Genomic DNA, 23,336 nt, shown 5'->3' with positions numbered 1-23,336 from the left:
TTTTTGAATTCGCAAAACGTATTTTTACAAAAAACACGTTAATTAAAATTAAAGAGGGGAAAATAATGAAATTAGGCATACATATTACCTTTTATTATATAAAAAACAGATTACCATATTTAGAGAAAGTTCTTGATGGATTAGAAAAAATTGAAAAAACTAAAACAATTTTTATTTATACAAATATTGAGTTTGATCTTAATGAAAAATATCAGGATGTAGAGATTGTTGTTAATGATTTTGCCAATAATGGACATAAAAGATTAAGTAAGCTAAGAAGGTTTTATTATCAAACTTTTTTAAAACTAGGAATCACTAAAATGGTTCATCCCTATTACCTTACCTGGATCAATAGGACATATGTTGAAAGTTATATTGATGAATTTGATGCGCAGATGTATATAGAAGATGATATTTATTTTGATAATATATCATTTAATTACTGGTTAAAGAATAAAACAGTATGTATCGAGAACGAATTTAATTTAGGATTTTTAAGAGTCGAAGAAGATGATAGTAAAAATAGATTCCTTACGGATCTCACTTCCATACCAAAAAAAATAATAGAGTTACAAGGAGAGAAATTTCTTTTGAACGATGTGAACCCTTATTATGGTTTTTGGATTTATGATAAGTCTGAGCTTAAAAAATTTATTAAAAGTAAAGAATGGAAGTTTAAGTTTAAAAACTATGGGGTGAGAGAACGTTCTGCAATTGGTTGGCATGGTTTTAAAATGAAAAGATATAAAGGAAGTTTAATACCTTTGATAAAAATTGATGAGGATCTATATCAATGTGATGAAGATTGTGCGGTACATCATCTGCCAAATAATTATATAGGTAGTGATGTGTTTTGTCAATACTCTTTTCCGTTTGAAATAAAAAAATGAGATTAATTCTGTTTGTAGAATTAATTGTTTGTCGGATCTTGAAAAAGATATTCAAAAAAAGAAAAATAAAATAATGGATTACGAGAATAAACCAGCAGGATATTATGATAATATCAGAGATGAGATGATTAAATATCTTCCTGATAATGCAAAAAAAATAATTGATGTTGGATGCGGTAACGGTGCATATGCAGAAGTATTAAAAAACCAAACAGACGCAGAGGTTTGGGGTATAGAATACATGGATAAAGAGGCAAAAGTAGCTTCGGCTAAACTTGATAAGGTCTTCTCTGGTAGATGCGAAGATTATATCGATGATTTACCAGATAATTATTTTGATGCTATTTATTTTAATGATGTATTAGAGCATTTGGTTGATCCTTATATGGTTTTAGATAAAATTAAATATAAATTGGCTCCCGATGGAGTTCTGATAAGTTCTATACCCAATGTGAGATATCACAATACGTTCATACGTGTTCTCATACATAAAGATTGGAGATATGAAGATTTTGGGGTGATGGATAGAACACATCTTCGTTTTTTTACTAAAAAAAGTATAAAACAAGCATATGAAGACGCAGGTTATTCTGTGGTTTTACATGAAGGTATTAATAGAAGTAGATCTATTAAGCCTTATTTGTATAATATCCCTTTACTTTTTACGCAAATGGATATTAGATATCCTCAATATGCAACAGTTGCTAAATTTAATAGATAATAATGCCAAATCGATGTGTAGTACATAATTCTCGGTTAGAATTAAGTTCTGATCTGGATAAGGCTATCAGTAATTTTGATAGTCATACTCAGATATTAGGTGATGCAGAACGTAATGTTATAAAAGTAGTCACAATACATGGGAGGACGTATGCAATAAAATCGTTTAAGATCCCAAATATTATCAATCAAATTGCATATCGTTTTTTTAGAAAATCTAAGGCAGAAAGATCATATGTATATGCAAATAAGTTATTAGAACTAGGAATTGAAACTCCTTTTCCCGTAGCTTATAAAATAAACGCAACACCTTTGCTGTTTAAAAAGAGTTATTACGTTAGCGAATTAGTAAAAAGTGATTTGACTTATAGAGAACTAACATTAGATTTTAATATACCGGATCATGAAAGCATTCTTAGAGCATTTACAAGATTTACTTATAAATTACACGAAAAAGGAATTAATTTTCTCGATCATTCGCCTGGTAATACTTTGATAAAAAGAAAAGGAGATGCATATGAATTTTATTTGGTAGATCTCAATAGAATGGAGTTTGGAGAAATGGATTTTGAAACAAGAATTAAAAATTTTTCTCGATTGACCATTCATAAATCAATGATCGAAATAATGAGTAATGAATATGTAAAATGTTCGGGTGAGGAAGAAGCAATCGTGTTTAATTTAATGTGGAGGTATACAAGGGAATTTCAACATCAGTTTTATCGGAAAATCCGTATCAAAAAACGTGTTTTTTTCTGGAAAAAAAAATATAGAGATAGGGTTTCAGAAAGCCCTATTTAGGTATAGTAGTATAAAAAAAGTCTTAAAGAAATAGTATAGTAGGTATGCCAAAAAAAAGTGGCTTTCAAGAACAATTATATTTTTTAATATTCCATAAATGGAAATATATTGTTGCAATTATATATTCTAAATTCTACAAAAAACCAATTGATAGAATAATTAATAAAGTAGTTTATGTAGCAAGAGAAAAAGATAAAGAATGGATTTTTGGAGCCAAAGTAAGACGTTTATCAAGGTATTCATCTCTGAATGCAGAAGTTTATTATCATAACAAGTTACGTCATTTACCGAATGCAGATGCCTATTATTACATTTATCAAAATTATTTTTGTCGCTGTTTGCGCAGTACTCCAGGTATTTTGGGTAAGAAAAACATAGTAATGTTTACACATCCTACCTGGTCTAGAAAATATTCTAAAACACATGTGGTTTGGTGTCTTAATAAAGCAGATTATGTTATTTGTCTTAACTCTTCAATTAAAAAAGATTTGATAGCTATTGGAGTAAAACCAGTTATACTCAAGGTTATTCATATAGGTACATCTTCCAGTTTTTTTTATAAACATAAAAGAGGCGCAGGCGCAGTAGGTTTTTGCTCTAATTTTAGTTCAAGAAAAAATCCTGATTTACTTTTTGATATAGTTAAAAACATGCCAGATAGAACATTCCATTTAATAGGGAATAACTGGGAAGATTATGACAGGTTTAAAGAGCTTTCTAATTTACCAAACTTTATCTATAATACTAAAATGTCTTATGAATCATATCCTGATCTTTATAGTAAAATAGATGTTTTTGTTTCTCCGTCATTATTAGAGGGAGGTCCCGTTCCCGTGCTTGAAGCTATGATGTCTAACTGTGTTCCGGTAGTATCAAAAACAGGTTTTTGTCCTGATGTTGTGTCTCACGGAGAAAACGGGTTTTTATTTGATATAGAAGCTGGATATCATGAAGTTGTTCCATTAATAGAAAAAGCCTTTCTACTTCAGAAAGATATAAGAGAAACAGTACTGGAGCATACATGGGAAAACTGTTCTAAAAAAATTGATAAGCTGTTTTTGAATTAACCTGATTTCAGAACAAGAAAATAGATAGATAGTATCTGGTCTGAAATAGATGATTTTGATAATTTGAAAGATTTTTGATGAAATTTAGACTTTATTCGTTGAAGTAAATGTCGTAGCATCAAGAAATTAAAAATAAATCAAAATTTCGCAAAAAGATACAAATTTAATTTTACTGTATTTCCGACCAGATACTAGTTGATATACAAAAAAACCTATCGTTTTTATTTTACATTTTTATAATCTTCAAAACTTTTGTTAAAAATACGATTAGATTCAGAAAAGAAATAAGTATTTGTTGTTTAGCTAGATAAGAATTGTTGTGTTTTGAATGCTTGTTTTTAGATATAAAAAAAAGGGAATTTTCACCTATTTTTAAATTAACTTAAGGTTGTTATTTTTCTTTAGGTTTTATGATTTGTTATCATTGGTAATGGCTCATAACAGCATTGTTGTCGCTATTTTTGATTAAGAATTTAATTTTTATTCACTTTTCTAAACAATTTTTAAAACTATGAATTTATTAAAAAAAAACGCACTGATTTTGTCCGCTACACTTGTATTTACACTTTTTAGTTGTGAAAAAGAAGAAGAGGTGTCACCTCTGGAAGTAGTTTTTGAAACTGTTGTTGTAGATGATAAAGAAGAAGCAGCTTCTAAAAATTTTAATGGATATTGGGCTCCCTGGATGACCAATAATCCTAGAGGAGCAGAACGCAATTCTCATTTTCTTTCGGGATTAGATCCTAATGCAATTGGTCTAAAAGTAAGAGAACAATCAGGATACGGAATTATAAATATGTCTATGATTGGAAGAACAGAAAATAATGCTTTGGTTCAGACCGATTGGACGACAACAAATTATAGAGGGAGTGTTAAAGAAAAGTCTTTTTCAAGTAGAAATGATTATGCTACCAGTATTGAGATAAAAGAACAACATGGATATGGTGTAGTTGATGCCAGGTTGATAAGTCAGAGAAATATATCTACGGGTTGGATAACTCAGAATCCAAATGTAAATAGATATCATAGGTATAATTGCTTGGCAGGATACAAAATTGTGGGTATAAGTAATAGAGAGCAGTCTGGTTATGGAGTTATAGATGTGAAAATATTTGTTAAAAAAGTAGAGTAATAAAAATACTTGTACTACAATTGTTATAAGAAGGAGGCATGTACGTGTCTCCTTTTCTATATGAGAAACTATTGTTGATTTCAGGTAGGATATATTGTTTTTTGAACATTTTGTTCTGCGCGTTGTAACTCAATTCTCAAATAAAATTACCTACTGAAATCATTTCTTTTTTAATTCAACTAGGGGTAATTTCATCTAAGAACTAGTATAATATGGATTTTTATGGGAGAATTTATTTAGATTTGAGAGTTTGATTTTTAGTGATCTCTCTTAGTTTAGTGTATTTTAGAAAGGTAAGATTTGCTGTTTGGATACAAATAACGAATCCGTTAAGACCATCCAGAAATCCTAATCTCAAAATATAAGCTTTAAAAAATGCCCAGGAAGGGTTGAATACTATCTTCCAAAGAGTTGCTTTCTTTCCCAGCTTGTAATAAGAATGAGCAGAAATTGTAGAGAATTTCTCTATTTGCCGATTGTATGCACTATAGTTGGGATAGTTCCAGTGTAGAATATCTCCTTTTAATTTTCCACAGCTTTTTGGGTTATATAATTTGTAAGAATCATGTGGGTTGATGCCTTTCCATTCTCCTTTTCCTTTCTTGAATATTCTGAGTTTTTTATCAGGATACCAATCTGAATATTTGATCCATTGCCCACAAAAATTATTATATCGATTGGTATAATAACCATCGTAATTCCAATTTGATTTTAATCTAAGCAAGGACTCTCTTAGTTCTGTTGATAATGCTTCATCTCCGTCTAAGGAAACAATATAATCGTACGAAGCTTGATGGATTGCAAAGTTTTTTTGTTCTTTGTACCCCAGAAATTTTTGTTGAATAAACGTTGCATTATATTTCTTGCAAATTTCTTCGGTTTTATCAGTAGAAAAAGAGTCGACGACAATAATCTCATCAACTATGTGTTCAAGTGATGCCAGGCACTTTTCAATTTTTCTTTCTTCGTTATAAGTGATGATTACTCCAGAGAGCTTGATCATTATTATTGGTGTATTTTGTTTACTCTTTATGCAAAAGTAGTTTTTTAAAATGGAACTCATCTTGAGTAATGCTTTGACCTACAAAAGCCAAACTTTTCTGTTGAAAACCACTACTCAGGACGAGTTCATGAAGTGATTTTATGTTTTATGTAGTTTTTTAACTTGATTTAGATACGTATTTAGTTTGGGGATGATTAATTCTGTAGAGAATTGTTGATACAATTCCAGTGTTTTATCTTTCATTTGTTTTGGAGTTTTATTTCCGTATAAACTTGGTTTAAAGTCAATTAAATGAACAGAATCATGTTTTACGCTATCTTCAAACATATTCCAGTCTTTTTTAATAATCCAGGGAGAGAAAATTGTAAATGTTGGTATATTTAGTGCCTTCGCTATATTTACAGCACCACCTTCATTTCCAATCAAAGCATTACAATGAGATAAAATACCTATAAATTCACGTAGACTCTTCCCAAAAACATTGAATCGAATATGTTTTTGTGTGTTTTTTGTTGTCAGGTTATAAATAGCCCTGGCATCTTTCTCTTGATTAGGGATATAGTTAAAGAGAATAGTAGCTTCAGTGGTAATTACGATGTTATCGATTACTTCTGCCATATACTCAAAAGGCAATGTTTTGGTTATACCGCTACCTAGAACACTAATCATTATCAATGGTATTGAACTTTCAATTCTATTTGCTTCCAGGTATGTTTTAGAACTATTTTTTTCTTCTTCAGTTAAAAATATTTTAGGGCTAACCATATTAGAAATAATATCTTTTTCGGGATAGACCAGACGAAGCCTGTTTTCTATAGCAGTACTGGCATTTGTAATAGGCTCAGCTTTCCTGCGGATGACCTTAGAGTATAAAAATTGAGTATACCACTTATAAAAAGATACTCTTTTTGGAGCTTTTGAAAAGTAAACAATCAGATTACTTTCTAGTTTTCCATAGGCATCAATTACAAGATCATATTTTGAGCATTTTATTTTTTTTAAAAAAGCATAAAATGCTTTTTTACTGTTTCTGTACTCATTTTTGAATTCAACTATATTGGTAAAGAAAGGGTTTTCCAGAAGAACGGGTATGGTACTGGAGTTTACAAGGTAATCAATACTGCTGTTGGGATATTTTTTCTGCAATGCTTCACAAATAATAGTGCTAGTGAGTACATCTCCGATCATTTTTTGTTGAATGACTAATATCTTCATTTCCTGGATATTGATTAAAAGTGTGAGCTTGTCAAAAAGACAAGCTCACACGCATGCATATTTTAGTTGTAAACATTATACAGCTACATCGTGCTCCCTAAGCGCATCGTTTAGCGAGGTTTTTTTATTAGTGCTCTCCTTGCGCTTACCAATAATCAGCGCACAGGGAACATTATATTCACCTGCAGCGAATTTTTTGGTATAGCTTCCTGGTATCACTACAGATCTGGCTGGGACAACTCCTTTTCTTTCTACAGGGGTTTCGCCGGTAACATCAATAATTTTTGTAGAAGCAGTTAATACAACATTTGCTCCCAATACAGCCTCAGTTTCTACACGAACGCCTTCCACAACGATACAACGAGATCCAATAAATGCATTGTCTTCTATAATGACCGGAGCAGCTTGTAATGGTTCTAAAACACCACCAATACCAACGCCACCACTTAAATGTACGTTTTTTCCAATTTGAGCACAGCTACCTACAGTTGCCCAGGTATCTACCATAGTGCCTTCAGCTACATATGCGCCAATATTAACATAACTTGGCATTAAAATAGTTCCAGGAGAGATGTACGCTCCGTGGCGGGCAACAGCATTTGGGACCACACGGATTCCTTTAGCTTTATATCCTTTTTTTAACGGAATCTTATCATGATATTCAAAAATACCAGCTTCTAGAGTTTCCATTTTTTGAATAGGAAAATATAAAACAACCCCTTTTTTGACCCACTCATTTACTTGCCATCCGTTTTCTATTGGTTCTGCAACACGTAATTCTCCAGCATCTAATAAGTCTACAACTTTTCTTATAGCATCCTGAGTGTCTGATTCTTTTAAAAGCTCTCTATTATCCCAAGCTTTTTCTATGGTTTCTTTTAGTTGATTCATTTATTAAAAAATTTTGGTAAAGATAACAGCTTACTTTTAAAAATATAGGTAGAATAAATATTTTTGGTTACTCTTAATAATTGATGTGGTTTTATAATAATATCATACTTTTGCAAAAAAGTAATTATGGCAAGAATTTTAGCAATTGATTATGGAGAAAAGCGATGTGGAGTAGCAGTTACCGATGAGTCTAAGATTATTGCTTCTGGATTAACTACGGTAGCAGCCAAAGAGTTATTGGTTTGGTTACAAGAGTATGTGAGCAAAGAAGAGGTAGAGCTTTTTATTGTTGGTGAGCCAAAACGATTACACGGAGAAGCTTCGGAGATTGAAAAGGTCATACGACCTTTCTTAGAAAAATTACATAAAACCTTTCCGGATATTCCTGTAAAAAGAATGGATGAAAGATTTACTTCTAAGATGGCTTTTGATACGATGCTTGCCAGTGGTATTTCTAAAAAGAAAAGAAGAGATAAAGCGTTGGTTGATCAGATTAGTGCCACTATCATACTTCAGGATTATCTTTATAATTTATAAGGGATATTGTATGACGAATACTATTCTTCAGTTATGGATTTAAAGATAAGATCAAAGGAGTTTAGTTTGCTAATTAATGTGTTGCATTAGCGTTACAATTTCTGGATAGTAAACTGGTGTATGCAGAGAGAGAGAGAGAGATAGTTTATAAAATGTTCTATTGCGGTAGTAAACCATAGAGCAGGCTGTTTATGATATATATGGATAGAGTTTGTCTCAGAGTTTAGTTTTATTATGACAGCAGCAAGTAAGTATGTTTTTTTGATTAATTTCATGAAATATGAAAATTTAAAAAAGATTAGGGAGTTTTAAAAAATTTTGAAAGAAGCAAAAGAGTTGATTGCACTATTTATTTTGAATAGGATGACTGCTTCAAAAAATGTATAAATTAGTATATTATAAAATAAAAAATATTCATTATCCAATTATATGATTTTACCCATTGTAGCATACGGTGATTCTGTATTAAAGAAAAAAGGAAAAGAAATTAGTGAGGATTACTCTAAATTGTCAGAACTGCTTGACAATATGTTTGAGACCATGTATAATGCTCACGGAGTAGGACTGGCCGCTCCACAGATAGGACTATCAATACGGTTATTTATTGTAGATGCAACACCTTTTTCTGAAGATGAAGATTTGTCTGATGCAGAAAGAGAAACCTTAGAAGGATTTAAAAAAGTTTTTGTCAACCCTACTATGCTAGAAGAAACTGGCGAAGAGTGGGCGTTTTGTGAAGGCTGTCTTAGTATCCCCGAGGTTAGAGAAGATGTGTTTAGAAGAGATACCATCAAGATTCATTATTTTGATGAAAATTTCAAAGAGTACACAGAAGTGTACAGTGGTTTGGCAGCACGAGTGATACAGCACGAGTATGACCATATTGAAGGAATTTTGTTTACAGATAAACTATCCAGCTTAAAAAAGCGTTTGATCAAAGGAAAACTTACAAATATTTCTAAGGGTAAAATTAATCAGGAGTATAGAATGAGATTTCCGCAAGTAAAAAAAGGGCGCTAAAAAAAATAAAATACCTTACGAATAGGTTAAATAATACATAATTAATGTTGGTCAATGTTTGATTTTTTTAATTAACGTTGGATATTTACCAACTTTGAAAAATATATATATGAGCTTAGACAAAATATTATCAATCTCAGGAAAACCAGGTCTTTACGAACTGAAAACACAAACACGTAGTGGGTTTGTTGCAGAATCATTAGCTGATGGAAAGAAATTATCAGTAAGTATTCGTCATAATGTTAGCATTCTTAGTGAGATTGCGATATACACTTTTTCAGAAGAAGTACCCTTAAGAGAAATTTTTAAAAGAATTCAGGAAAAAGAAGGAGGAGAGCAGGCTATAAATCATAAAGAACCTAAAGCTGTTTTAGAAAAATACTTTAGAGAAGTATTGCCTGATTATGATGAAGGCAGAGTATATGTTAGTGATATGAAGAAGGTAGTACAGTGGTATAATATATTGCAATCCAAAGGAATTACAGATTTTAATGAACCAGAAAAAGTAACTTCTGAAGAAGAAGAATAGAAGATGTTGCCGGTCAATAGTAAAAATCCTGTCTTTACGAGATGGGATTTTTTGTTGATAATTCTTTTATGAATTCATTTTCAGTTTTTTATGCTGATTAAGAATTATAAATAACTTCTGTAAATATTGCCATATTTTCAATGTACTGTTTGGGTTCTTCTTCGTATTTTTGCGCAAAATTTAAATACAACGACAAATAGTTAAGTTTACATGGCTAATACCAAATACGTTTTTGTAACAGGAGGTGTTTCTTCTTCATTAGGAAAAGGAATTATAGCAGCTTCTCTGGCAAAATTACTACAAGCAAGAGGGTACAGAGTTACAATTCAGAAACTTGATCCATATATTAATGTGGATCCGGGAACACTAAACCCCTATGAACATGGAGAGTGCTATGTAACCGATGATGGAGCAGAAACAGACCTTGATTTAGGTCATTATGAGCGTTTCTTAAACACACCTACTTCTCAGGCTAATAATGTAACTACAGGACGTATTTATCAGAGTGTCATAGAAAAAGAAAGACGTGGCGAGTTTCTGGGAAAAACGGTTCAGGTTGTGCCACATATCACAAATGAGATAAAAGAAAGAATTCAGATTCTCGGAAAAAGTGGTAATTATGATATCGTAATTACCGAAATAGGAGGAACTGTGGGGGATATAGAATCTTTACCCTATATAGAAGCAGTTAGACAATTAAAATGGGAGCTTGGAGATTCTAATACGCTGGTGATTCATCTTACATTAATCCCATACCTTTCTGCTGCGGGTGAATTAAAAACCAAGCCAACACAACACAGTGTAAAAACGTTGATGGAGAGTGGTATAAAAGCAGATATTTTGGTATGTAGAACAGAACATGAATTGTCTGATGATCTGCGTAAAAAATTAGCTTTATTTTGTAATGTGAAAGAAGAAGCAGTAATACAATCGATCGATGCTTCTACTATTTATGATGTTCCTAATTTAATGTTGGAAGAAGGTTTGGATACTGTAGTACTTAAGAAATTAGTGCTAAGGGATGATGATTTGCCTAATCTGGATAAATGGAATGATTTTTTGTTAAGACATAAAAACCCAAAATGTGAGATTACTATCGGGCTTATTGGTAAATACGTAGAACTTCAAGATTCATATAAGTCAATTCTTGAAGCTTTTATTCATGCGGGAGCAGAAAATGAAGTAAAAGTAAATGTAGAAAGTATACATTCAGAATATATTGATGATGATACGATTACAAAAAAAATAGCACATCTGGATGGTGTTTTAGTTGCTCCGGGGTTTGGAGAACGAGGGATAGAAGGGAAAATTAAAGCAGTTCAATATGCAAGAGAGAATAATCTTCCTTTCTTTGGAATTTGTTTGGGCATGCAAATGGCTGTAATAGAATACTCGCGTAATGTGATTGGTCTGGAAAATGCATTTTCTGTAGAGGTAGATGAAAATGCTATTCACCCAGTGATCAACTTAATGGAGGAACAGAAGAATATTACAGAAATGGGTGGTACAATGAGGCTGGGTGCATGGGATTGCGAACTGGTTAAAGATAGCAAGGTATTTGAAGCATATAAAGAAACATTGATAACAGAGCGTCATCGTCATCGCTATGAGTATAATAATGCATATAGAGAGCGACTAGAAAAGGCTGGGCTAATTGCAACAGGCATAAATCCAAAAACGGGATTGGTAGAGATTGTAGAAATCCCGGAACACCCTTGGTTTGTAGGAGTTCAATACCATCCAGAATATAAAAGTACAGTAGCAAACCCGCATCCACTTTTTGTAGCTTTTGTAAAAGCTTCAGTAAAGTATTCTAAAAACAAAAAAAGTGCCAAAGTGGCATAAGGATAGTAACTGGCTAGATAATTGACAGTAAAAGAAGTAATATAATTTAGAAAGCCTTTCTGGATCATCAGGTGAAGGCTTTTTTATGCACATATCAATCATATCAATGGAAGAAAAGAAATTTGACCTTAATTCAATAATTGGATTCATACTTATTTTTGCCATCATGGCTGGAATGTTTTATTTTAATAAAAAAACACCAGAAGAAATTGAGGCAGAAAAAGCAAAACAAGAGCAGATTAATGCAGCACAAAAAAACGAAAAAGATACCACAACAGATCTTGTAACAAAAAATGAGGCAATTGTTGTAAACCCAAAAGATTCACTAGCTATGGTAGCAGCAAAATCGCAATTGGGTGCTTTTTCATATGCTGCTAGTTTGCCGTCTGCCGTAGACAATTTTACTAAAATAGAAAATGAAGTTTTAAGTTTAAAAATTAATAATAGAGGTGGTTATATTCAGGAAGCTTTACTCAAAAACTTTAAAACCCATGATTCTGTTCCTGTATATCTTATCAAGGATGGTAAGAATGCTTCGTTTAATATTAATTTTGGAACTACTGATAATAGAAATTTAAATACTAAAGATTTATTTTTTGAACCTGCTGTTTCTAAAAATGGAAATAACACCATTTTATCAATGAAATTAAAAGTTTCGGAGTCTAAGTTTTTAGAATATCGATATGAACTGAAACCGAATGAATATATGGTGGATTTCTCCATACGCTCTCAAGGGTTACAACAGGTGATCAATAGTAGTCAAGCTATTAATTTGGATTGGAAATTACAAGCATTTAGACATGCAAAAAGTGCCTCTTATGAAAACAGATATACTGAAGTTTTGTACGAATACGAGGAGGGTAAAGATGATTATTTAGGGCAGGGAGAGTTTGCAGATGATACAGAAGAAGATGTAAGCTGGGTAGCATTTAAGCAGCATTTTTTTACTTCTATATTGCTAACAGATACCCCATTTAAGACTGCTTCTTTTACATCAAAAAATATAGCAAACTCCAGTGATTTAGATGATAAAGATATTAAAATAACCAAAGAGTTTTCAGCTTCTATTCCTTTAGAACTTCAAGGAGGAGAGTTGAACTATAACATGGATTGGTATTATGGACCGACAGACTATAAGATTTTAAATAAATATGAGCGTAATCTTGATGAAGTCGTACCACTGGGATGGGGGATATTTGGGGTTATTAATAAATATTTATTTATTCCGTTTTTTGGTTTCTTGAGTGGTTTTTTACCCTATGGAATTGCTATTGTAGTGATGACGGTAATCGTTCGTATTGTATTATCTCCCGTAACCTATAAATCTTATGTGTCTCAGGCAAAAATGAAGGTGCTAAAACCAGAGATTACAGAGATCAATGAGAAATATAAGGATAATGCGATGAAGAAGCAACAGGAGACGATGGCATTATACAGTAAAGCTGGAGCAAGTCCTATGAGTGGATGTCTGCCAGCTTTGATGCAGATCCCGGTATTTTACGCGTTATTTAATTTCTTTCCAAGTGCATTTGATCTAAGACAGAAAAGCTTTTTGTGGGCAAGTGATTTATCAAGTTATGATACGATTGCACAATTGCCATTCGAGATACCTTTTTATGGTGATCATATCAGTTTGTTTCCAATATTGGCATCTATCGCCATATTTATTTATATGATGATGACTACAGGTCAGACCATGCAAACTCAGCAACCTGGAATGCCTAATATGAAATTTATTATGTATTTGTCCCCATTGATGATGCTAATTTTCTTTAATAATTATGCGAGTGGATTATCTTTATATTATTTTATTTCTAACTTGATTACTATCGGAATTATGTTAGTTATTAAAAATGTAATTATAAATGAAGATAAAATTCATGCTAAGATTCAGGAAAATAAGAAAAAGCCAAAGAAACAAGGGAAGTTTCAGAAGAAGATGAAAGAGTTGATGGAGCAAGCAGAACAGCAGAAAGCTAAAAAATAATAAAAAAGCCTGTTTTAATAATAAAACAGGCTTTTTTTTACAATTGTATTCCGGGTTTATAATGGTTTATCTGTTTGATATAGCAGATAATAAAACGGTATCGATTACATGAATCACACCATTAGTTGCTTGAACATTAGTAGAAACTATGGTACTGGAAATCGCTGGATCAGATCCGTCGGTTATAGTATTATTAGTAGTGTCTACAGCAATATTACCACCTAATGTAGTAACTTCTCCATCAGTAAGATCTCCTTCTCTTACATTAGAACCGCTTATAACATGAAGGTTCAAGGCAGTCTCTAATGTTGCTTCAGGAATATCACTGGTAGCATTCCAGTCTGCATTGGAGTCTAATAAAGTATCAAATGCAGCATTATCTGGAGCCAGTACCGTAAAAGGACCTGCACCTTCCAGCGTAGTAACATACTCAAAACTATAAGCCGTTAATCCTTCTACAAGTCTTGAAAAATTAGGGTCAGCAGTAGCAAAAGTAGTAACCTTAGGAAGTTGAATTACTGCATCCACAGCATGAATCACTCCATTAGTGGTTATAATATCTGCCTGGCTAACAACAGCACCAGTGTTCTCTCCAGAAGAGCCTCCATTGATAGTTACTGTATTATTCTCTACAGTAAGATACATACTCAGGAATTGATCCACAGTATCACCATATGTTGCCTGTGTATTGATATACCCTGTACTTAATGTTGCAGAAAGATTACTTCCATTCACGACATGATTTAATAAAATACTTTTTACAAGCGCAATTTCTTCATCGGTATCTACTTCACTTAAATCGGCAAAACCGGCATCAGTAAGAAAGCTGGTAAATGCACCATTATCAGGTGCAAATACTGTAAATTGCTCTGTTCCACTTAGAATAGGAGTAAGTTCAGTAAGATCCAAAGCAGCTTTGAGAGAACTATAATTACTCTGACTGGCTACAAATTCTGCAATTGACTGGGTAGGCGCAACAACAACGTTTCCGTCATCATCATCACTACAAGAATACATACCAATTGTAAGCGTAAGAATGGTAGTAATTCTAGTGATTTTTGAAATAATTTTCATGTTTTCGAGTTTTAAAAATTAAAATTTTGTTCAAAGCCGAAAACGAGATAAGGGTTTTGTTATTCCTTAAGTGTGTGTTAAATAATGGTTAATTGATTGCTTTTTTGAAGTAATTAGATAAATGTTCTGAAAATTTTAATATTTATTTTGTAAGTTTTATAATATTCATAAATAGCTCTGGACTCAACTATATTATGATTAATTTGGCATGCTTTTTGGAAAAGTATTATATATAAATTGAATTTATCATGGGAAGTAATTTTTTATTCTACATTTTTATAATTAGCTCATTTACGAGTTTTGCGCAGGAGTATAATGCTTTTGATAAAAATGGGAAAAGACATGGGAAGTGGCAAAAAAAATACGAAAATACAGATCAGTTACGATACGAAGGGACGTTTGAACACGGTAAAGAAATTGGAGAATTTAAATTTTATAAACCTAAAGGAGGAACAAAACCTACAGCTATCAAGTTATTTTCTAAGAATACGGATACCGCAGATGTAAAATATTTCACAAATAATGGTAAGGTAATTAGTGAAGGAAAAATGATCGGTAAAGAACGGGTTGGAGTATGGAAATATTATCACAAAAATTCTTCAAAGGTAATGATGAAGGAAGAGTATGTATCTGGAAAACTAACAGGAGAACAGCTTACATACTTTGAGAATGGTCAACTTACTGAGAAAACTTCTTATAATCACGGTAAAAAGCATGGCAAAAGTATGATGTATTCTGAAAAGGGTATAATGATTAAAGAATTTACTTATGAAAATGATAAACTACACGGACCTACCAAGTATTATGATACAAAAGGAAAATTAGAGATCGAAGGTTTCTATAAAAGGGGAAGAAAAGATGGACTCTGGAAATATTATGAAAATGGGAAATTATCTGAAGAAAAAGTATTTCCGATTCAAAAAAGAGGTTCTTAAGATCAGTTTTTAGAATAAATCCATAAAAAAAACCTTGAAGCGATGCATAAGCATTGCTTTTTTTATTTAGTATTTTTGTAAAAAATTAAAGAGTACTATATAGCATTTGTCTAGAGGCGTATAGTTAATAAACCTAGTTTTGATGAAAAGAGTAATTGTAGGATTATCAGGAGGTGTAGACTCTAGTGTAGCAGCATATTTATTAAAAGAGCAAGGGTATGAGGTCATTGGTTTATTCATGAAAAATTGGCATGATGATTCTGTAACTATAGCTGATGAATGTCCTTGGTTAGATGATAGTAATGATGCATTGTTAGTTGCAGAAAAATTAGGAATACCTTTTCAGACAGTAGATCTTAGCGAAGAGTATAAAGAACGTATAGTTGATTATATGTTCGATGAGTATGCAAAAGGAAGAACTCCCAACCCTGATGTTTTATGTAATCGTGAGATAAAATTCGACGTTTTTATGAAAATTGCGATGTCTCTGGGGGCTGATTATGTCGCTACTGGTCACTACTGTAGAAAAGATACTATTATAAAAGATGGCAAAGAAGTTCATCGGCTCATAGCGGGAAAAGATCCTAATAAAGATCAATCTTACTTTTTATGTCAATTATCGCAGGAACAATTGGCAAAAACCCTTTTTCCCGTAGGAGAATTATTAAAACCCGAAGTAAGGGTAATTGCCAAAGAACAAAATCTTGTTACAGCAGATAAAAAAGATTCTCAGGGACTTTGCTTTATTGGTAAAGTCAGATTGCCAGAATTTCTTCAACAAAAATTACAACCAATAGAAGGTGATATTATAGAGGTTTCTCAATCTGAAGAAAGATATAAACGTATAGTGCCGGATTTTGGATCTAAAAAAGAAGAATTAGAATTTTTTTCCTCAAAATTTAGTTACAATATCACCGATGGAAAAGTAGTGGGTAAGCATCAAGGGGCACATTATTACACAAAAGGACAAAGAAAAGGACTGGCTGTAGGAGGAACACCAGAACCTCTATTCGTTATCGAAACCGATGTAAAGACAAATGTAATCTATACAGGACAAGGAAAAAACCATCCAGGTCTGTACAGAAAAGCACTTTTTATTAATGATTCAGAATTGCATTGGATACGAGAAGATCTTGCTTTACAGCTGGATCAGGAATTAGAGGTGCAAGCTAGAATACGATATAGACAACCACTGGATGCTGCTACCTTATATAAAGTAGATACCGGAATGTACATAGTTTTCCAAACGAAGCAAAGTGCTGTGACCGAAGGACAATTTGTTGCCTGGTATATTGATGATGAATTAGTAGGGTCTGGCGTGATTTCTTAAAATTGGGAGGTTAAATAAACCTTAAAAGAGTGTGAAGAATAAAGTTGTTTTTTATAATTAAATTATATTGGTTGTAGTCAGAATATAATAATTACTTTTTAAACTTTAAAACCTTATAAAGTGAAAAATATTACTCTATTAATCTTTATTGTTTTTAGTAACCTGATATCATTCGCACAGGAAGAAGATGCCTGGGTGTATTTTACAGATAAAGAAAACGTAGCTGATGCTATTGCAAATCCCTTAACAATTCTTACTCAAAAAGCTATAGATCGAAAAAATCGACATGCTGTGGTAATAGATGAAAAGGATGTTCCCGTTAATGAAAATTATATTACTCAAATAAAAAACGCAACAGGAATTACTGTGTTGGCAAAGTCTAAGTGGTTCAATTGTCTATATGTAAGAGGAACACAAACAAATATAAGTAATTTACAGATTTTGAGCTTTGTAGCAAGTATAGACTATGCCGATAATTCTTTGGATTCTACCAAATCAATTAGAACAAAAAAGGAACCCGTATTTACAGAAAATAATAAATTTGAAATAAAGACTGATTTCAATTATGGAGCCGCTACTCAACAAATCGAACAGTTAAATGCAGAATATTTACATCAACAGGATTATACAGGTACAGGAATGACAATTGCTGTTATGGATTCAGGATTTCCTGGGGTGAATACTATGGATGGATTTAAGCGAGCGAGGGATGAGGGAAGACTACTGGATGGATATGATTTTGTAAGGAGAGACGATAATGAATTTTCTTTTTCTGGTAGTTCTCATGGGACTCAAACTTTTAGTGATATTGCAGGGTATATTGATGGTGAGTTTGTAGGTACAGCCCCAGACGCAAATTATTACTTGTTTATAACAGAAGATGTTGCTACAGAAGGCCCAAAAGAGGAAGCTTTGTGGGTAGAAGCGGCAGAACGTGCAGATAGTTTGGGAGTTAATGTTATTAATACATCTTTAGGATATTCTACGGGATTTGATAATCCTGCTTATGAATATAAGACATCTGATATGGATGGTCAAACGGCTTTTATCTCCCGAGGTGCTAATATGGCTTTTGATAAAGGAATGTTATTGGTAGTATCTGCGGGAAATTCTGGAAATAGTAGTTGGGGGATTATTACAGCACCAGGAGATGCGCCAGGAGTATTGACTATTGGAGCCATCAACGCAGCAGGTAATTATGCTTCTTTTAGTTCCAGAGGCCCTACTGCAGATAATCGAATGAAACCAGATGTGGTGGCAAAAGGTTTTGGGGCAGCAGTAATTCGCCCTGATAATTCTGTATCGACCAGTAGCGGAACTTCTTTTAGTTCGCCAATAATGGCAGGAGCTGTAGCCTGTTTGTGGCAAGCTTTTCCATCGATGACTAATGGAGAGATTATGCAATTGATCCGAGAATCAGGCTCGATATATAATAATCCCACAAATCAGTTAGGATATGGTATTCCTGATTTTAAAGTAATTTTATCAAGTTTATCCCTTACCGATACAGAACGTTTTAAAATGTACCCTAATCCTGTCCGCGATAGATTATTTTTTAATACAACTAATAAGTCACTACAGATAAAAATTTCTACCTTAGAAGGGAGAATGATAAAATCAGAAGCATTGGTAAATACTGATTATGTATCTTTAAATGATTTGTCATCAGGGATTTATATAGTTGAAGTAACCGCTGATGATGTACGTCACGCATTGAAGATTTTAAAATATTAATGAATAAAATTAAAAAACTTTTTAATGTACAATATCCTATTGTACAAGGTGGAATGATATGGGCTAGTGGCTGGAGGTTAGCAAGTGCGGTTAGCAATACCGGAGGATTAGGATTGATTGGAGCAGGTTCTATGTATCCGGATATTCTTAGGGAACATATCCAAAAATGTAAAAAAGCAACAGATAAGCCTTTTGGAGTAAATATTCCGATGTTATACCCTAATCTGGAGGAAATTATTCAGATTGTTATTGAAGAAGAGGTAAAAATAGTTTTTACCTCTGCTGGAAATCCGAAGACCTATACCTCTTATTTAAAAGAAAAAGGAATTACTGTAGTTCATGTAGTAAGTAGTGTCAAATTTGCCCTAAAAGCTCAGGAAGCAGGAGTAGATGCTGTGGTTGCTGAAGGTTTTGAAGCAGGAGGTCATAATGGAAGAGATGAATCGACTACATTAACATTAATTCCGATGGTTAAAGAGAAGATTAATATTCCTTTGATTGCTGCCGGAGGTATAGCAACTGGTAGTGCCATGTATGCAGTTATGGCATTAGGAGCAGATGGAGTACAGATAGGGAGTAGATTTGTGGCAAGCACAGAAGCTTCTTCTCATGCAGATTTCAAGCAATTGATAGTAAATGCAAAAGAAGGAGATACACATCTTACCTTAAAAGAATTAGCACCCGTACGATTATTGAAAAATAAATTTTATCAAGACATCACAGCATTATATACTAAAGGACCTTCTGTAGAAGAGCTAAAAACGCTATTGGGAAGGGCACGAGCAAAAAGAGGAATGTTTGAAGGAGATTTGGAAGAAGGCGAGTTAGAAATCGGACAAGTTTCAGGGCTGATTCACGATATAAAATCAGTAGCTGATATTATGCTTGACCTAATTTCTGGTTATCGAGAAACTCAAATCTATATGAGTAAATTGACTCTGTAGTTATTAATGGTTTAATTTTATTTTAGAGTTTATACGATTTATAACTAAAAATTTCGCATATTCATCGTTTCTTTTTCCTTTCTACTTCGTTTAAAAAATAAACCGTAGCTATAGCTATGCTTGATTTTTTTGCCTTGCATAAAGAAAAAATAATTCAATGAATTTATACGAATTTTTTAATCACAAATCGTATTAGACTATTTTATTTAAAAATTATTTTTAAATAAAATAGTCTAAACTCATAATAATAGGTTATCTATAGCACACTGATCATTTGAAGTTATATCACTTTGGGTTTTAAAATACTCAAATAAAATACGACCATTTCTTGTTTAGATAAAAATGAAAATTAAGAGATAGTCATAGCCATAGTTTCTTTTTGAAATACAAACGAAATAGCGCAAATTTTAATGAATATTTTAAAAACAGAAATGGACTTATCTGTTGATCATCAGTAACTCAGTTGCTAATACATTATTGCTGTTGAAAATTTTTATGATATATGAACCAACTGGGAGATTTGATATATCCACAGTAGCAGTTTTATCTTGTATTCTTATTTCTTTATCATAAGAAAGAGCTCCCTGGATGTTATATATATGCAAATTATATTTTTCATTCGTTAATCCCATAATAGTAAGTTGATCCGATACTGGATTAGGAAACATAGTAATTGCTCCATCAGTTATCGTATCAAAATTATTAGATCTGTTATTTACAGAGGTGAATTTCCAATGCTGGTTTTGGTTGTTATTATTAGAACTCCATAGATATATATTTTGCCCGGCATTTCCTCCATTATTCCCATCAATACTATAACCAGGAGCATTTCTTTTCTCGAGACGATAGTTGTCGCCACCAACACTTATTTTTTTCCAATGTTGATTTTGATTGTTAGCACTACAGGACCAGAGATATATATTTTGTCCATTATCACCACCATTTCCTCCATCAAGGCAAAAGTTGGTTCCTTTCTTTTTATAGGAATAAAACCCATTTCCTCGGTCTATTTCTTCCCATTGCTGATTATTATTACTGCTATTTTGGTTCCATAAGTAAACATTTTGTCCGTTGCTGCCACCGCTTCTGCCATCAATTGCAAAATTTCCTGCATTACGTTTTCTTATATGAACCAAGTTGCTGTTTCCTGTTGGGGGAGGAGGTGGTGGAGCACTCCCATTAGAAATGTAATATTTTACATCCTGCAAAGTGTTATTTTTTGGATTTCGTTTGTGAGCACTATTTTCTGTCTGCCAAACAAAATTATTATTAAATGTAGTAGATCCTTTATCAATTACACGCTGTGGATGAAAAGAAAACCCCTGCCGATATGCGGTGCCGTCAGCATAAAAGACATGATTATTAGTCCATTTATTCCTGGCTGTTGGGCTTTGTCCGTTTTCACTTCCATTTTCCTGAAAACCACCATCTGTTTTGTTTACGTGGATGCCTACATTTGCATCAATTTCACAATCTGTTGTTACAATTTCTGTCCATACCTGATATCTGCTTCCTGACTTAACCAGTACATTTTTTCTTACTTTAGCAAATTTAGAAAATGCATCAAGGTCAATGCCATCTACATCTGCGTCATAAATGAAATTCTTTTCAATTAAAACATCTCTGGAGGCTTTGATATGGATGGCTCTGCGGGTAGAGTTATGAATAATATTACCCCTTACTACACTAGATCCAAAGGTATTATTAACAAAAACTACATTGCGGCATTTTACAAATTTAATCCCCTGAATCGTAAGATTTCTAGCGAATCTTGTAAAAATACCTGCAGCTCGATCATTTGTTTCTATTTTCCCCCTTCTTGTTCCAAAAAATTTGACATTATTTTTGGTGTTACTATTATTAGAACCACGTACTTCAAAGGCTCCGTTGATAACATCGCTAACAGAAAAAATATCAGGTGTAGTGCCAGGGATTATAGGTCCTGTATATTTTACCGTTCCATCAATCCATATAGTAGTATTAGATCCTACCTGAATCAATTTGCTTTTTGAAGGAATATTAATGGTTCCTCTAAAAATAAAGGTTCCTCCATTGGCAGCAATAGCTGCTCTTCGGTTTTCTAGGTTATTAGCATTCACTACTTGTCCAGTTCCTGTATATGTTGCTGGTCTGTTATTTGTGTTACTAATAAAAGAAGCAGTTTCTTTTACAGCCGCTGTTTGCGCAATATTTCTAGAAAATACTCCATTGGTAAGTCTGGAATTAATGGCCTCTGCCGGAACTCCGGCAGCAGTTAACTTGTTTCTTATGTCCTGAACATTTCCTGTTCCTCCGGGAGCATTTGCGCGAAGAACTTTTCCTCCATTGCTGGCATTGATTTCAGTAAATTGTGCGTTGATTTGAATATTCCATTGAAATAGCATAAAGAGAAATGCTATTTTCCCTAATGGAATAGTTTTTAGTGAAAATTTCATAATTCTGATAGTTAAATTTGTGTTATTTATAAAGTTACTTAAAAATGTTAAAAAAACAGCTATAGTTTGATAGTTAAGATTTTAACTTGTTTTCTTTTTTAAGAATGATAGTTCTCATAATGCTTATTTTTGACAAAAAGTAGATACCATGAATTCCAGAAAAAACCAACTAAAAGCGATCGATCGTTTATTATCAATAATGGATGAGCTGCGCGAACAATGTCCTTGGGACAAAAAACAGACACTACAATCGTTACGACATCTCACTATAGAAGAAACGTATGAATTGGGCGATGCCATTCTGGATAATGATCTTGTAGAAGTAAAAAAAGAATTGGGAGATTTATTATTACATATTGTTTTTTATTCAAAAATTGGCAGCGAGACGAAGGATTTTGATATTGCAGATGTAGCCAATGAGATTTGTGAAAAATTAATTAATCGCCACCCACATATTTATGGAGATGTTCAAGTTACGGATGAAGAAGAGGTAAAGCGTAATTGGGAAAACTTAAAGCTAAAAGAGGGTAAAACGAGTGTTCTACAAGGTGTTCCAAGATCTTTGCCAGCATTAGTTAAAGCAAGTAGAATACAGGATAAAGTAGCTGGAGTAGGTTTTGATTGGGAAGAACCAGCACAAGTATTTGAGAAACTGCAAGAAGAATTAGGAGAATTGCAGCACGAAATCAATGAACAAAATCAAGATAAGATTGAGGCTGAGTTCGGAGATGTATTGTTTTCTATGATTAACTATGCACGCTTCCTGAACATAAACCCGGAGAATGCTTTAGAACGAACGAATAAAAAGTTTATAAAACGCTTTCAGTATTTAGAGGAAAAAGCAAAGGAAAAAAGTAAAGATATTAAAGAAATGACCTTGGCAGAAATGGATGTTTTTTGGGAAGAAGCTAAAAAAATATAAGCCCAAGATGAGTTCATTATCTCATTACATATTCTGTGTATTCTTAAAAACTGAAAATCTAACTTATGGATATAGTGTAAGATTTAATAAATTACAGCTTCAATCGATGGGTTTTATGATAATATCTCAAGGATATTTCAAAAAAAATAAATAGACCGATATTGTTTTTTGTTTTTAAGTGTTTATCAATGAGTGTTAGGTTGTATTTAGAATTATTTTTGGTCATTCTTCTGAGCTTTTATTTTGAAGTATAAACGAAAAAGAGCAAATTTTAAATCAAAATAGTAGTATTATAGCGAGAAAATTACCCACTAGCTACTGCTAA

Annotated in this window: 20 protein-coding genes; 15 read left to right on the top strand and 5 right to left on the bottom strand. The window is 32.7% G+C overall.

Annotated features, from left to right (window positions below; all coding sequences use genetic code 11):
• The first annotated feature begins 65 nt into the window (after nucleotides 1-65).
• The 5 genes from F0000_RS01095 to F0000_RS01075 all read left to right on the top strand — a co-directional run bounded on the left by F0000_RS01095 (nucleotide 66) and on the right by F0000_RS01075 (nucleotide 4,610).
• Nucleotides 66-890, top strand: coding sequence for a hypothetical protein (locus F0000_RS01095; protein ID WP_149622850.1), 825 nt, complete (start codon nucleotides 66-68; stop codon nucleotides 888-890).
• Between the two features lie 73 nt (nucleotides 891-963).
• A complete protein-coding gene (locus tag F0000_RS01090; RefSeq protein ID WP_149622849.1) occupies nucleotides 964-1,611 on the top strand; it encodes a bifunctional 2-polyprenyl-6-hydroxyphenol methylase/3-demethylubiquinol 3-O-methyltransferase UbiG in 648 nt (215 codons plus the stop codon).
• Between the two features lie 2 nt (nucleotides 1,612-1,613).
• On the top strand, nucleotides 1,614-2,411 hold the full coding sequence (locus F0000_RS01085) for a lipopolysaccharide kinase InaA family protein (RefSeq protein WP_149622848.1): 798 nt from the start codon (nucleotides 1,614-1,616) through the stop codon (nucleotides 2,409-2,411).
• 44 nt (nucleotides 2,412-2,455) lie between these two features.
• The gene (locus tag F0000_RS01080; protein ID WP_149622847.1) at nucleotides 2,456-3,478 is read left to right on the top strand and encodes a glycosyltransferase family 4 protein; all 1,023 of its coding nucleotides are present in this window, start codon (nucleotides 2,456-2,458) and stop codon (nucleotides 3,476-3,478) included.
• A 511-nt stretch (nucleotides 3,479-3,989) separates the two neighbouring features.
• The gene (locus F0000_RS01075; RefSeq protein ID WP_149622846.1) at nucleotides 3,990-4,610 is read left to right on the top strand and encodes a hypothetical protein; all 621 of its coding nucleotides are present in this window, start codon (nucleotides 3,990-3,992) and stop codon (nucleotides 4,608-4,610) included.
• A 232-nt stretch (nucleotides 4,611-4,842) separates the two neighbouring features.
• On the opposite strand, the gene F0000_RS01070 is transcribed toward F0000_RS01075, so the two are convergent.
• The 3 genes from F0000_RS01070 to F0000_RS01060 all read right to left on the bottom strand — a co-directional run bounded on the left by F0000_RS01070 (nucleotide 4,843) and on the right by F0000_RS01060 (nucleotide 7,719).
• The gene (locus tag F0000_RS01070) at nucleotides 4,843-5,613 is read right to left on the bottom strand and encodes a glycosyltransferase family 2 protein (protein WP_149622845.1); all 771 of its coding nucleotides are present in this window, start codon (nucleotides 5,611-5,613) and stop codon (nucleotides 4,843-4,845) included.
• Nucleotides 5,614-5,751: 138 nt separating this feature from the next.
• On the bottom strand, nucleotides 5,752-6,828 hold the full coding sequence (locus F0000_RS01065) for a glycosyltransferase family 9 protein (protein WP_149622844.1): 1,077 nt from the start codon (nucleotides 6,826-6,828) through the stop codon (nucleotides 5,752-5,754).
• Nucleotides 6,829-6,903: 75 nt separating this feature from the next.
• Complete coding sequence (locus F0000_RS01060) at nucleotides 6,904-7,719, bottom strand: 2,3,4,5-tetrahydropyridine-2,6-dicarboxylate N-succinyltransferase (protein ID WP_149622843.1); 816 nt, start codon at nucleotides 7,717-7,719, stop codon at nucleotides 6,904-6,906.
• Nucleotides 7,720-7,845: 126 nt separating this feature from the next.
• Between F0000_RS01060 and ruvX the strand changes: the two genes are divergently transcribed.
• The 5 genes from ruvX to yidC all read left to right on the top strand — a co-directional run bounded on the left by ruvX (nucleotide 7,846) and on the right by yidC (nucleotide 13,637).
• Nucleotides 7,846-8,256: a Holliday junction resolvase RuvX gene (gene ruvX, locus F0000_RS01055; RefSeq protein ID WP_149622842.1), complete on the top strand. Its 411-nt coding sequence runs from the start codon at nucleotides 7,846-7,848 to the stop codon at nucleotides 8,254-8,256.
• A gap of 429 nt (nucleotides 8,257-8,685) precedes the next feature.
• Nucleotides 8,686-9,276, top strand: coding sequence for a peptide deformylase (gene def / locus F0000_RS01050; RefSeq protein ID WP_149622841.1), 591 nt, complete (start codon nucleotides 8,686-8,688; stop codon nucleotides 9,274-9,276).
• A 109-nt stretch (nucleotides 9,277-9,385) separates the two neighbouring features.
• Entirely contained in the window at nucleotides 9,386-9,805 is a 420-nt protein-coding gene (locus F0000_RS01045; RefSeq protein ID WP_149622840.1) for a DUF5606 domain-containing protein, read from the top strand.
• Between the two features lie 210 nt (nucleotides 9,806-10,015).
• A complete protein-coding gene (locus F0000_RS01040) occupies nucleotides 10,016-11,650 on the top strand; it encodes a CTP synthase (protein WP_149622839.1) in 1,635 nt (544 codons plus the stop codon).
• A 106-nt stretch (nucleotides 11,651-11,756) separates the two neighbouring features.
• Nucleotides 11,757-13,637 carry a membrane protein insertase YidC gene (yidC, locus tag F0000_RS01035; RefSeq protein WP_149622838.1) on the top strand — a complete coding sequence of 627 codons (1,881 nt, stop codon included), beginning with the start codon at nucleotides 11,757-11,759 and terminating at the stop codon, nucleotides 13,635-13,637.
• A 66-nt stretch (nucleotides 13,638-13,703) separates the two neighbouring features.
• On the opposite strand, the gene F0000_RS01030 is transcribed toward yidC, so the two are convergent.
• The gene (locus F0000_RS01030; protein WP_149622837.1) at nucleotides 13,704-14,711 is read right to left on the bottom strand and encodes a fasciclin domain-containing protein; all 1,008 of its coding nucleotides are present in this window, start codon (nucleotides 14,709-14,711) and stop codon (nucleotides 13,704-13,706) included.
• A gap of 248 nt (nucleotides 14,712-14,959) precedes the next feature.
• On the opposite strand from F0000_RS01030, the gene F0000_RS01025 reads away from it, so the two are divergent.
• The 4 genes from F0000_RS01025 to F0000_RS01010 all read left to right on the top strand — a co-directional run bounded on the left by F0000_RS01025 (nucleotide 14,960) and on the right by F0000_RS01010 (nucleotide 19,654).
• Nucleotides 14,960-15,646 carry a toxin-antitoxin system YwqK family antitoxin gene (locus F0000_RS01025; RefSeq protein ID WP_149622836.1) on the top strand — a complete coding sequence of 229 codons (687 nt, stop codon included), beginning with the start codon at nucleotides 14,960-14,962 and terminating at the stop codon, nucleotides 15,644-15,646.
• Nucleotides 15,647-15,788: 142 nt separating this feature from the next.
• Entirely contained in the window at nucleotides 15,789-16,976 is a 1,188-nt protein-coding gene (mnmA, locus tag F0000_RS01020) for a tRNA 2-thiouridine(34) synthase MnmA (protein WP_149622835.1), read from the top strand.
• Nucleotides 16,977-17,096: 120 nt separating this feature from the next.
• Nucleotides 17,097-18,710: a S8 family serine peptidase gene (locus F0000_RS01015; protein ID WP_149622834.1), complete on the top strand. Its 1,614-nt coding sequence runs from the start codon at nucleotides 17,097-17,099 to the stop codon at nucleotides 18,708-18,710.
• Nucleotides 18,710-19,654 carry a nitronate monooxygenase family protein gene (locus tag F0000_RS01010; protein ID WP_149622833.1) on the top strand — a complete coding sequence of 315 codons (945 nt, stop codon included), beginning with the start codon at nucleotides 18,710-18,712 and terminating at the stop codon, nucleotides 19,652-19,654. The genes F0000_RS01015 and F0000_RS01010 overlap by 1 nt, the downstream gene beginning before the upstream one ends.
• Before the next feature lie 437 nt (nucleotides 19,655-20,091).
• Here the strand turns inward: F0000_RS01010 and F0000_RS01005 are convergent, their stop codons facing one another.
• A complete protein-coding gene (locus F0000_RS01005; protein WP_149622832.1) occupies nucleotides 20,092-22,089 on the bottom strand; it encodes an RICIN domain-containing protein in 1,998 nt (665 codons plus the stop codon).
• Nucleotides 22,090-22,237: 148 nt separating this feature from the next.
• Here F0000_RS01005 and mazG point away from each other — a divergent pair, with 148 nt between their 5' ends.
• On the top strand, nucleotides 22,238-23,011 hold the full coding sequence (mazG, locus tag F0000_RS01000) for a nucleoside triphosphate pyrophosphohydrolase (RefSeq protein WP_149622831.1): 774 nt from the start codon (nucleotides 22,238-22,240) through the stop codon (nucleotides 23,009-23,011).
• Nucleotides 23,012-23,336 lie beyond the last annotated feature (325 nt).

Source organism: Aquimarina sp. RZ0 (assembly GCF_008370685.1).
Lineage (GTDB): Bacteria > Bacteroidota > Bacteroidia > Flavobacteriales > Flavobacteriaceae > Aquimarina.
The sequence above is the reverse complement of the archived record's forward strand: the minus strand, read 5'-3'. Positions and strand labels throughout refer to the sequence as shown.

Bases quoted from the DNA above. Each gene is read 5' to 3' on its own strand.
- F0000_RS01095 (WP_149622850.1), top strand. From the start codon at position 66: ATGAAATTAGGCATACATATTACCTTTTATTATATAAAAAACAGATTA.
- F0000_RS01090 (WP_149622849.1), top strand. From the start codon at position 964: ATGGATTACGAGAATAAACCAGCAGGATATTATGATAATATCAGAGAT.
- F0000_RS01085 (WP_149622848.1), top strand. From the start codon at position 1,614: ATGCCAAATCGATGTGTAGTACATAATTCTCGGTTAGAATTAAGTTCT.
- F0000_RS01080 (WP_149622847.1), top strand. From the start codon at position 2,456: ATGCCAAAAAAAAGTGGCTTTCAAGAACAATTATATTTTTTAATATTC.
- F0000_RS01075 (WP_149622846.1), top strand. From the start codon at position 3,990: ATGAATTTATTAAAAAAAAACGCACTGATTTTGTCCGCTACACTTGTA.
- F0000_RS01070 (WP_149622845.1), bottom strand. From the start codon at position 5,613: ATGATCAAGCTCTCTGGAGTAATCATCACTTATAACGAAGAAAGAAAA.
- F0000_RS01065 (WP_149622844.1), bottom strand. From the start codon at position 6,828: ATGAAGATATTAGTCATTCAACAAAAAATGATCGGAGATGTACTCACT.
- F0000_RS01060 (WP_149622843.1), bottom strand. From the start codon at position 7,719: ATGAATCAACTAAAAGAAACCATAGAAAAAGCTTGGGATAATAGAGAG.
- ruvX (WP_149622842.1), top strand. From the start codon at position 7,846: ATGGCAAGAATTTTAGCAATTGATTATGGAGAAAAGCGATGTGGAGTA.
- def (WP_149622841.1), top strand. From the start codon at position 8,686: ATGATTTTACCCATTGTAGCATACGGTGATTCTGTATTAAAGAAAAAA.
- F0000_RS01045 (WP_149622840.1), top strand. From the start codon at position 9,386: ATGAGCTTAGACAAAATATTATCAATCTCAGGAAAACCAGGTCTTTAC.
- F0000_RS01040 (WP_149622839.1), top strand. From the start codon at position 10,016: ATGGCTAATACCAAATACGTTTTTGTAACAGGAGGTGTTTCTTCTTCA.
- yidC (WP_149622838.1), top strand. From the start codon at position 11,757: ATGGAAGAAAAGAAATTTGACCTTAATTCAATAATTGGATTCATACTT.
- F0000_RS01030 (WP_149622837.1), bottom strand. From the start codon at position 14,711: ATGAAAATTATTTCAAAAATCACTAGAATTACTACCATTCTTACGCTT.
- F0000_RS01025 (WP_149622836.1), top strand. From the start codon at position 14,960: ATGGGAAGTAATTTTTTATTCTACATTTTTATAATTAGCTCATTTACG.
- mnmA (WP_149622835.1), top strand. From the start codon at position 15,789: ATGAAAAGAGTAATTGTAGGATTATCAGGAGGTGTAGACTCTAGTGTA.
- F0000_RS01010 (WP_149622833.1), top strand. From the start codon at position 18,710: ATGAATAAAATTAAAAAACTTTTTAATGTACAATATCCTATTGTACAA.
- F0000_RS01005 (WP_149622832.1), bottom strand. From the start codon at position 22,089: ATGAAATTTTCACTAAAAACTATTCCATTAGGGAAAATAGCATTTCTC.
- mazG (WP_149622831.1), top strand. From the start codon at position 22,238: ATGAATTCCAGAAAAAACCAACTAAAAGCGATCGATCGTTTATTATCA.